Here is a 7,321-nt window from a genome sequence, read left to right on the forward strand (position 1 = left end):
TACTGCAGGGGGGACCCTGTGGGAGAGTAGGACGCCGCCGAACAATTATTGTGGGAAAGCCCCGCACCCTTGTGGTGCGGGGCTTTTCTGCGTTCTGAACGTCTAGGGTCGGACCATGCGCTACGAACTGGTCATCTTCGACAACGATGGTGTGCTCGTCGACAGTGAGCCGATCGCCAACACCATCCTCGCCGGCTACCTCACCGAACTCGGTCACCCCACCTCGTACGAGGAGTCGCTCCGCGACTACATGGGGGCCGCCGTGCACCGGGTGCACGATCTCGTCGAGGAGCGGGGTGGCGAGAAGCTGCCCGCGGACTTCGAGTCCACCCTCTACGCCCGTACCTTTGCTGCCTTCCAGCGGGAGCTGGTCGCGGTGGACGGGGCCGAGGAAGTGCTCGGCAAGCTCGTCGCCGACGGGGTCGACTACTGCGTCGCCTCCTCCGGGAGCCACGAGAAGATCCGGGTCGGGCACCGTAAGACCGGGATCGACCAGTGGTTCGAGGAGGAGTGGATCTTCAGCTCGGAGGACGTCGGGCGGGGCAAGCCGGCACCGGACCTGTTCCTGCACGCCGCCGAGAGGATGGGGGTCGCGCCGGAGCGGTGTGTCGTCATCGAGGACAGTCCGCTCGGCGTCGAGGCGGCCCGGGCCGCGGGGATGGACGTGTACGGGTTCACGTCGATGATGCCCGCCGACCGGCTGACCGGAGTGACCGGGTACTTCTCGGACATGTCCCAACTCCCGGAACTGCTCGCCTGATCCATCTACCCATGGGTAGAGCCTGGGCCTACGCTCGCGGCCATGACAGACGCGGCCATGACAGACGCGGCCATGACAGACGTGGGCAGGACAGGTCCGGGCTTGCGGCGTGGCCGGGCTTCACTGGCGTTGAGCTTCGGTGTCCAAGGGGTGGCGTTTGCGCTCCTGGTGACGCGTATCCCCGCCCTTCAGGACCAGTACGGGATATCCGACGGGCTGCTGCCCGTCTTCCTCGCCGCTGTCCCGATCCTGGCGGGGGTCGGCAGCGTGTTCACCGGGAAGCTGGTCGTGCGGGTGCGGCCCGGGGTCGTCCTGCGGTGGGCCCAGCCGCTCGTCCTGCTCGCCCTGCTCGGGGCGGGCGCGGGGCGGGAGATGTGGCAGGTCGCCGTGGCGCTCGGCGTCTTCGGGCTTGCGGTGGGGGCGCTCGACGCCTCGATGAACATGATGGGCGTCAGCCTCCAGCGGGCGTACGGGCGCAGCATCATGACCGGGTTCCACGCCGCGTTCAGCCTTGGTGGGATCGCCGGGGCGTCCCTGGCCTGGGTCGGGGCGCGCTGGGATCTGTCGCTGTTCGTCTCCTACCTTCCCGTGGTGGTGCTCCTGCTGCCCGCCGCGCTGGTCGGCAGCCGGTGGTACACGGAGGGGAGGGGCCCGGAGGGGAGGGACCCGGAGGCGAAGGGGGAGGCCGGCGAAGCACGTGTGAGCGGGGGTGTCCCGTTCAAGCTGCTGCTGCCGCTCTGCCTGGTGATGTGCTTCGCGTACATCGGTGACTCGACCGTCTCCAACTGGAGTGCCAAGTACCTCCAGGACGTGCTCGGCAGCTCGGACCAGATGTCGACCGTTCCGTACAACGTCTACATGGTGACAACGCTGCTGGGACGGGCCGTCGGGGATCTCGGGGTGCGGCGGTTCGGGGCGGTGGCCGTGGTGCGGGGCGGGAGTCTGCTGGCGGCCGGCGGGTTCGCGGTGGTGGCCGGGGCGCCGGGGGCCTGGGTGGGGATGCTCGGGTTCACGATGCTCGGGCTCGGGCTCTGTGTGATCGTGCCGCAGACCTTCGCGGCGGCCGGGCGGATGTTCCCGGGGAACAGCGATGCCGCCGTGGCCCGGCTCAATATCTTCAACTATGTGGGGTTCCTGGTGGGTTCGCCGCTGGTGGGGGTTGTGGGCGATGCGTGGAGTTACCGGGGAGCCATGCTCGTACCGATGGTTCTGGTGCTGGTGACGCTGGTGTATGCCCGCTCGTTCGCGCCGGATCCCGCCCGATACGGTGGCGGGCATGAGCGGCCGCGCACAGCTGATGTGGGATGACGCAGTTACGGGATACGACTTCGGGGAGAGCCACCCCATGGACCCGGTCCGGCTGGCCCTGACGATGGGGCTGGTGCGGGCGTTCGGGCTGGACGAGGCGGTGGACCTGCGGGCGGCTAAGGCCGTGGGGGACTCCACCCTGCGGCTCGTGCACCGGCAGGACTACGTGTCGGCGGTGCGGGCGGCCTCGGCGAATCCCCGGGCGGCCGACCAGGACTACGGGCTCGGGACCGTCGACGATCCGGCGTTCGCCGGGATGCACGAGGCGTCCGCGCTGATCGCCGGGCTCTCCGTGGGGGCTGCCGAGGCCGTCTGGCGGGGTGAGACCGCGCACGCGGTGAACTTCACCGGGGGGCTGCATCACGCCATGCCGGGGGCGGCCGCCGGGTTCTGCATCTACAACGATCCGGCCATCGCCATCGCCCGGCTGCTGGAGCTGGGCGCCGAGCGGGTCGCGTACGTCGATGTGGACGTCCACCACGGGGACGGGGTCCAGGCCGCGTTCTGGGAGGACCCGAGGGTGCTCACCATTTCGCTGCACGAGCATCCCCGGACCCTTTTCCCGCAGACCGGGTGGCCGGAAGAGACCGGGGCCGGGGCGGGCGAGGGCTCCTCGGTGAACCTGGCGCTGCCCGCCGGGACCGGGGACGCCGGGTGGCTGCGGGCCTTCCACGCGGTCGTGCCCGAGCTGCTGGCCGATTTCCGGCCCCAGGTGCTCGTGACGCAGCACGGGGCCGACACGCACTTCGAGGACCCGCTCGCCCACCTCGCCGTCTCCCTGGACGCGCAGCGGGCGGTCATGGAGTCCTGTCACGAGCTGGCCCACCAGTACTCCGAGGGCGGGCGGTGGGTGGCGCTCGGCGGGGGCGGGTACGCGGTGGTGGATGTCGTACCCCGGTCGTGGACGCATCTCGTCGGGATCGCCGCGCACGCGCCCGTCAACCCGGAGTCCGTGGTCCCGCCGTCCTGGCGCGATCTTGTCTACGCCCGTACGCGGCAGCTGGGACCGGGCCGGATGACCGACGGGCGTACGCCCTCCTGGCAGTCCTGGGAGGACGGGTACGACCCGGCGGACCGGCTGGACCAGGCGGTCATCGCGACCCGTAAGGCGGCGTTCCCGCTGCGGGGGCTGCTCGCCTGACCCGGCGGCGTACCGGATGGGCATTGTGCCGTGCCGTTACGCCAACGGTGGGGTGAAAGCGGGAATCCGGCCTCCGGGGCGGGCCGGTGCGGCAGCATCCATGGGGTGTTGAGCACCGGAGCGTTACGCGCCCATCTGCTGGCGGCCCGGCTGGCCGGGCCCGTGGCCACCCCGCGCGAGAACAGCCTGCGCAGCTACCGCCTGTTCGCCGCGCGCGATCCGCGGGTGACGCTGGGGCTCACGCCCGAGCGGGCCTGGGGCGAGCCGGAGCTGTTGCGGCTGATGGCGGACCGGTGCGGGGTCTCGGCCGATCCCGCGCATGTCTCGGGTCCTGACGCGATCGACCCGGAGCGGACGGTGGCCGCGCTGGACGCGTTCGCGGAGCGGCTGGGGCGGGTGGCGTCGCTGCGGGCCCCGGTGCTGCTGGGGACCGGGCATCCGCACCGGCTGCTGGGGTTCTACGCCGGGCTGGCAGACGCCTTGTCGGCGGCGGGATGTCCTGTCCTCACCCCCGCGCAGGGGAGATGTATCGACATAACGACCCAGTTCGGCGTACGCACCTACCGCCTCGACTACGTACGGGGGGTCGCCCTGGTGCGCGAACCCGGGGGGCGGCCCACGGGTGGTGAGACCGGCGCACACACGCATTCCCCGTTGCCGGTCCGGGTGGCGCTCCAGGACGCGGCGGAGCGGTACGGGGTGCTTCCGGAGCTGGTGATCGGGGATCACGGGTGGGTCTGCGGTGCAGGTCAGCTCGGTATCGAGGCGATCGGACCGGCGGATACGGACGATCCCGCGCTCTTCGTCGGCGAGGCGGAGGGGCGGGTTTCGGTCGTCGTGCCGATCGACGACGGGGTCCGTGCGCACTACTACCGGCCACTGACGCGCTATGTGCTCCACCGGGCAGGTCTGTCCTCGTAGCCGCCCCGGACGTCCCTCCTCTTCCCCACTCGCACCACCCGCCCCTAACCTGGGGAGTGAGCGCACAACGACGAAGAGTCACCGGAGGGGAAGCCGGTGCGCGTCCGGTGCGGAAGGTACAGGTGGGTCATGGCTGCTGACAACGAAAGGCCTCTCAACGAGGTCAGGTTTCTGACCGTGGCGGAAGTCGCCTCGGTCATGCGGGTGTCGAAGATGACCGTGTACCGCTTGGTGCACAGCGGTCATCTGCCGGCGATCCGGGTGGGAAGGTCCTTCCGGGTGCCGGAGCAAGCGGTTCACGCGTATCTCCGCGAGTCCTTTGTGGGGGTGGAATCAGCCTGAGGCCGCCCTCGGACGGCTGAGGTCCGCCCTCGGATTACGTCCCTCACCCAGTGGCGGGTAGGCTAGGCCGACGTAGGTCGTGTGGGCCCAGACGCCCCGCACCAGTGAAAATGAAGTGAGCGAGGGTAGTCGTGGGCTCTGTTATCAAGAAGCGGCGCAAGCGGATGGCGAAGAAGAAGCACCGCAAGCTGCTCAAGCGCACGCGCGTTCAGCGTCGCAACAAGAAGTAAGCGAACGCAGTTCGTGAGATCCGCAGCCCTCCCGCCGTCCTGGCGGGAGGGCTGCGGTGTGTTTGCCATGGCTGGTGGGCGGGCCGCACAGGCGCCGCTCTTCGGGCCAAGCCTGGGTCAAGGCGCGCCCCGGGGACGTCACAGGGAACCGTCCACCCGCTACGGTGACGGCCAAGGAAGTCACCGCGGGAAGAGCAGGTACCGCTTCCCGCTCCGAGGGAAGGCGCTGGTCTTGGGGAAGGTCGTCCTCGTCACAGGAGTGGCCCGGCAGCTGGGGGGCCGCTTCGTCCGGCGCGTCCAGCGGGAGCCCGGGGTGGACCGGGTGATCGCCGTGGACGCGGTGGCGCCCGCGCATTCGCTGGGGGACGCGGAGTTCGTCCGCGCGGACATCCGGCAGTCCGCGCTGGCCCGCATCCTGGCCGAGTACGCCGTCGACACGGTCGTGCACCTGGACGTCTCCGGCAAGGCGCTCGGCGCCGGCGGCCGGACGGCGATCAAGGAGACCAACGTCATCGGCACCATGCAGCTCCTCGGTGCCTGCCAGAAGTCGCCGACCGTGCAGCGGCTCGTGGTGAAGTCCAGTACGAGCGTGTACGGGTCGGCGCCCCGCGATCCGGCGGTCTTCACCGAGACCACCCCGCCCAAGTCGCTGCCGAGCGGCGGGTTCGCGAAGGACGCGGTGGAGGTCGAGGGGTACGTACGGGGCTTCGCCCGCCGCCGGCCGGACGTCGCGGTCTGCGTGCTGCGGTTCGCCAACATCCTGGGGCCGCGCCCGGACTCGCCGCTCGCGGACTACCTCTCGCTGCCCGTCCTGCCGACCGTCTTCGGCTATGACCCCCGGCTCCAGTTCGTGCACGAGGACGATGTCGTCGACGTACTCGGGATCGCTTCGCGCGAGCCCCGGCGCGGGACGCTGAACAGCGGGACCTTCAACATCGCCGGGGAGGGCGTGCTGCTGCTCTCGCAGTGCTCGCGGCGGCTGGGGCGGCCGACCGTGCCGGTGCTGCTGCCCGCCGTCACCTGGGTCGGCTCGGCGCTCCGTACGATCGGGATGACCGACTTCTCGCCGGAACAGATCCGGCTGCTGACCCATGGCAGGGTGGTCTCGACCGTCCAGATGCGCGAAACCCTCGGTTTCCGGCCGCGGTTCACCACGGCCGAGACCTTCGCGGAGTTCGCGCGGAGCCGGGGCCCCGGGCTGCTGCCGCCGGAGACGGCGGGCCGGGCGGTGGACCGGCTGGCGGCGCTGCCGCTGCCGGGGGGTGCTGGGTCGCGGGAGCGCGGGGCCGGTGCGGTACAGACGACTCACGGGGCCAGGTAGAGGAGCGCACCGACGATGGCGGACGCCAAGGTCATTCCGTTCGACGACGACCGTTCGCGGTCCGGCGGCGGCTCCCGTCCGGCCCGGCGCCGGACCGGGACCGGCAGCGGCGGCCGGAGCGACGGCTCCACGGCCCCTGTGAGCGCCCTGCCGGGGGGCAGGCTCCCCGAGCCCTCCCCGGGCTCCCCGGCGTCCTCGGAGGGCGGGGAGAAGCCTCAGCAGCCCCTGGAGCCCTCTGATTCCCCCGAGTCCCTGGAGTTCCCTGAATCCCTGGAGTCTCTGGAGTCCTCTGAGGTCCCGGTGGGCGCGGCGGACGGTGGCTGGGAGCGGCGGATCGCGGGCGGGCTCGCGTTCCTGCGGCGGCGGGTCACCGGCGACTACGAGGTCGACGAGTTCGGTTACGACAAGGAGCTCACCGACCAGGTCCTGATGTCGGCGCTCCGGCCGCTGGCGGACAAGTACTTCCGGGTCGAGGTGAAGGGCATCGAGAACATCCCGTCGGACGGCGGGGCGCTCATCGTGGCCAACCACTCCGGGACGCTGCCGCTGGACGGGCTGATGCTCCAGGTCGCGGTGCACGACCACCACCCGGCCGAGCGCCATCTGCGGCTGCTCGCCGCCGATCTGGTCTTCCACCTGCCGGTCGTCAACGAGCTGGCCCGCAAGGCCGGGCACACGCTGGCCTGTGCGGAGGACGCGCAGCGGCTGCTGGAGCTGGGCGAGATCGTCGGGGTGATGCCGGAGGGCTTCAAGGGCATCGGCAAGCCGTTCGGCGACCGCTACAAGCTCCAGCGCTTCGGGCGGGGCGGGTTCGTCTCGACGGCGCTGCGGGCGGGGGCGCCGATCGTGCCGTGCTCGATCGTGGGCGCCGAGGAGATCTACCCGATGATCGGCAACGCGAAGACGCTGGCCCGGCTGCTGGGTTTCCCGTACTTCCCGATCACGCCGACGTTCCCGTGGCTGGGGCCGCTGGGTGCGCTGCCGCTGCCGACGAAGTGGACGATCCAGTTCGGTGAGCCGATCCCGACGGACGGCTATCCGCCGGAGGCGGCGGAGGATCCGATGCTGATGTTCAACCTGACGGACCAGGTGCGGGAGCAGATCCAGCACACGCTGTACAAGCTGCTGGTGCAGCGGAGGTCGGTCTTCTTCTGAGCCGTCCGGTTACGGAGAGGGGGGGGGGGGCGGCGAGACACGAACCGGCCCCCCAACCAAAAAACTCGACAAGAACAACGGGATGTTTTCTTAGACCGCCAGACACCCCCCCGCGGGGGGGGCCCAGGGGGGCGCGGGGGCGG

Annotated in this window: 8 protein-coding genes; all 8 read left to right on the forward strand. The window is 70.8% G+C overall.

Features of this window, described 5'->3' with window-relative positions; translation table 11 throughout:
• Window positions 1–115 precede the first annotated feature (115 nt).
• The 8 genes from ACFW9Z_RS33590 to ACFW9Z_RS33625 all read left to right on the forward strand — a co-directional run bounded on the left by ACFW9Z_RS33590 (window position 116) and on the right by ACFW9Z_RS33625 (window position 7,178).
• Window positions 116–760, forward strand: coding sequence for an HAD family hydrolase (locus tag ACFW9Z_RS33590; protein WP_384646936.1), 645 nt, complete (start codon window positions 116–118; stop codon window positions 758–760).
• Between the two features lie 72 nt (window positions 761–832).
• A complete protein-coding gene (locus ACFW9Z_RS33595) occupies window positions 833–2,068 on the forward strand; it encodes an MFS transporter (protein ID WP_384647021.1) in 1,236 nt (411 codons plus the stop codon).
• Window positions 2,037–3,209, forward strand: a complete 1,173-nt coding sequence (locus ACFW9Z_RS33600; protein ID WP_384646938.1) for an acetoin utilization protein AcuC — start codon at window positions 2,037–2,039, stop codon at window positions 3,207–3,209. Before ACFW9Z_RS33595 ends, ACFW9Z_RS33600 begins: the two co-directional genes overlap by 32 nt.
• A 105-nt stretch (window positions 3,210–3,314) precedes the next feature.
• Complete coding sequence (locus tag ACFW9Z_RS33605) at window positions 3,315–4,130, forward strand: phosphatase (RefSeq protein ID WP_384646940.1); 816 nt, start codon at window positions 3,315–3,317, stop codon at window positions 4,128–4,130.
• A 129-nt stretch (window positions 4,131–4,259) separates the two neighbouring features.
• Window positions 4,260–4,472 carry a helix-turn-helix domain-containing protein gene (locus ACFW9Z_RS33610; RefSeq protein WP_015609302.1) on the forward strand — a complete coding sequence of 71 codons (213 nt, stop codon included), beginning with the start codon at window positions 4,260–4,262 and terminating at the stop codon, window positions 4,470–4,472.
• A gap of 131 nt (window positions 4,473–4,603) precedes the next feature.
• Complete coding sequence (locus ACFW9Z_RS33615) at window positions 4,604–4,702, forward strand: 30S ribosomal protein bS22 (RefSeq protein ID WP_003948845.1); 99 nt, start codon at window positions 4,604–4,606, stop codon at window positions 4,700–4,702.
• Between the two features lie 232 nt (window positions 4,703–4,934).
• Entirely contained in the window at window positions 4,935–6,023 is a 1,089-nt protein-coding gene (locus tag ACFW9Z_RS33620) for an NAD-dependent epimerase/dehydratase family protein (protein ID WP_384646943.1), read from the forward strand.
• 15 nt (window positions 6,024–6,038) lie between these two features.
• Window positions 6,039–7,178 carry a lysophospholipid acyltransferase family protein gene (locus ACFW9Z_RS33625; RefSeq protein ID WP_384646946.1) on the forward strand — a complete coding sequence of 380 codons (1,140 nt, stop codon included), beginning with the start codon at window positions 6,039–6,041 and terminating at the stop codon, window positions 7,176–7,178.
• Window positions 7,179–7,321: the final 143 nt, after the last annotated feature.

The sequence above is a fragment of the Streptomyces sp. NPDC059452 genome, from assembly GCF_042750035.1.
Taxonomy (GTDB): Bacteria; Actinomycetota; Actinomycetes; order Streptomycetales; family Streptomycetaceae; genus Streptomyces.

Coding starts and splice junctions, on each gene's coding strand:
- ACFW9Z_RS33590 (WP_384646936.1), top strand. CDS start 116: ATGCGCTACGAACTGGTCATCTTCGACAACGATGGTGTGCTCGTCGAC.
- ACFW9Z_RS33595 (WP_384647021.1), top strand. CDS start 833: ATGACAGACGTGGGCAGGACAGGTCCGGGCTTGCGGCGTGGCCGGGCT.
- ACFW9Z_RS33600 (WP_384646938.1), top strand. CDS start 2,037: ATGAGCGGCCGCGCACAGCTGATGTGGGATGACGCAGTTACGGGATAC.
- ACFW9Z_RS33610 (WP_015609302.1), top strand. CDS start 4,260: ATGGCTGCTGACAACGAAAGGCCTCTCAACGAGGTCAGGTTTCTGACC.
- ACFW9Z_RS33625 (WP_384646946.1), top strand. CDS start 6,039: ATGGCGGACGCCAAGGTCATTCCGTTCGACGACGACCGTTCGCGGTCC.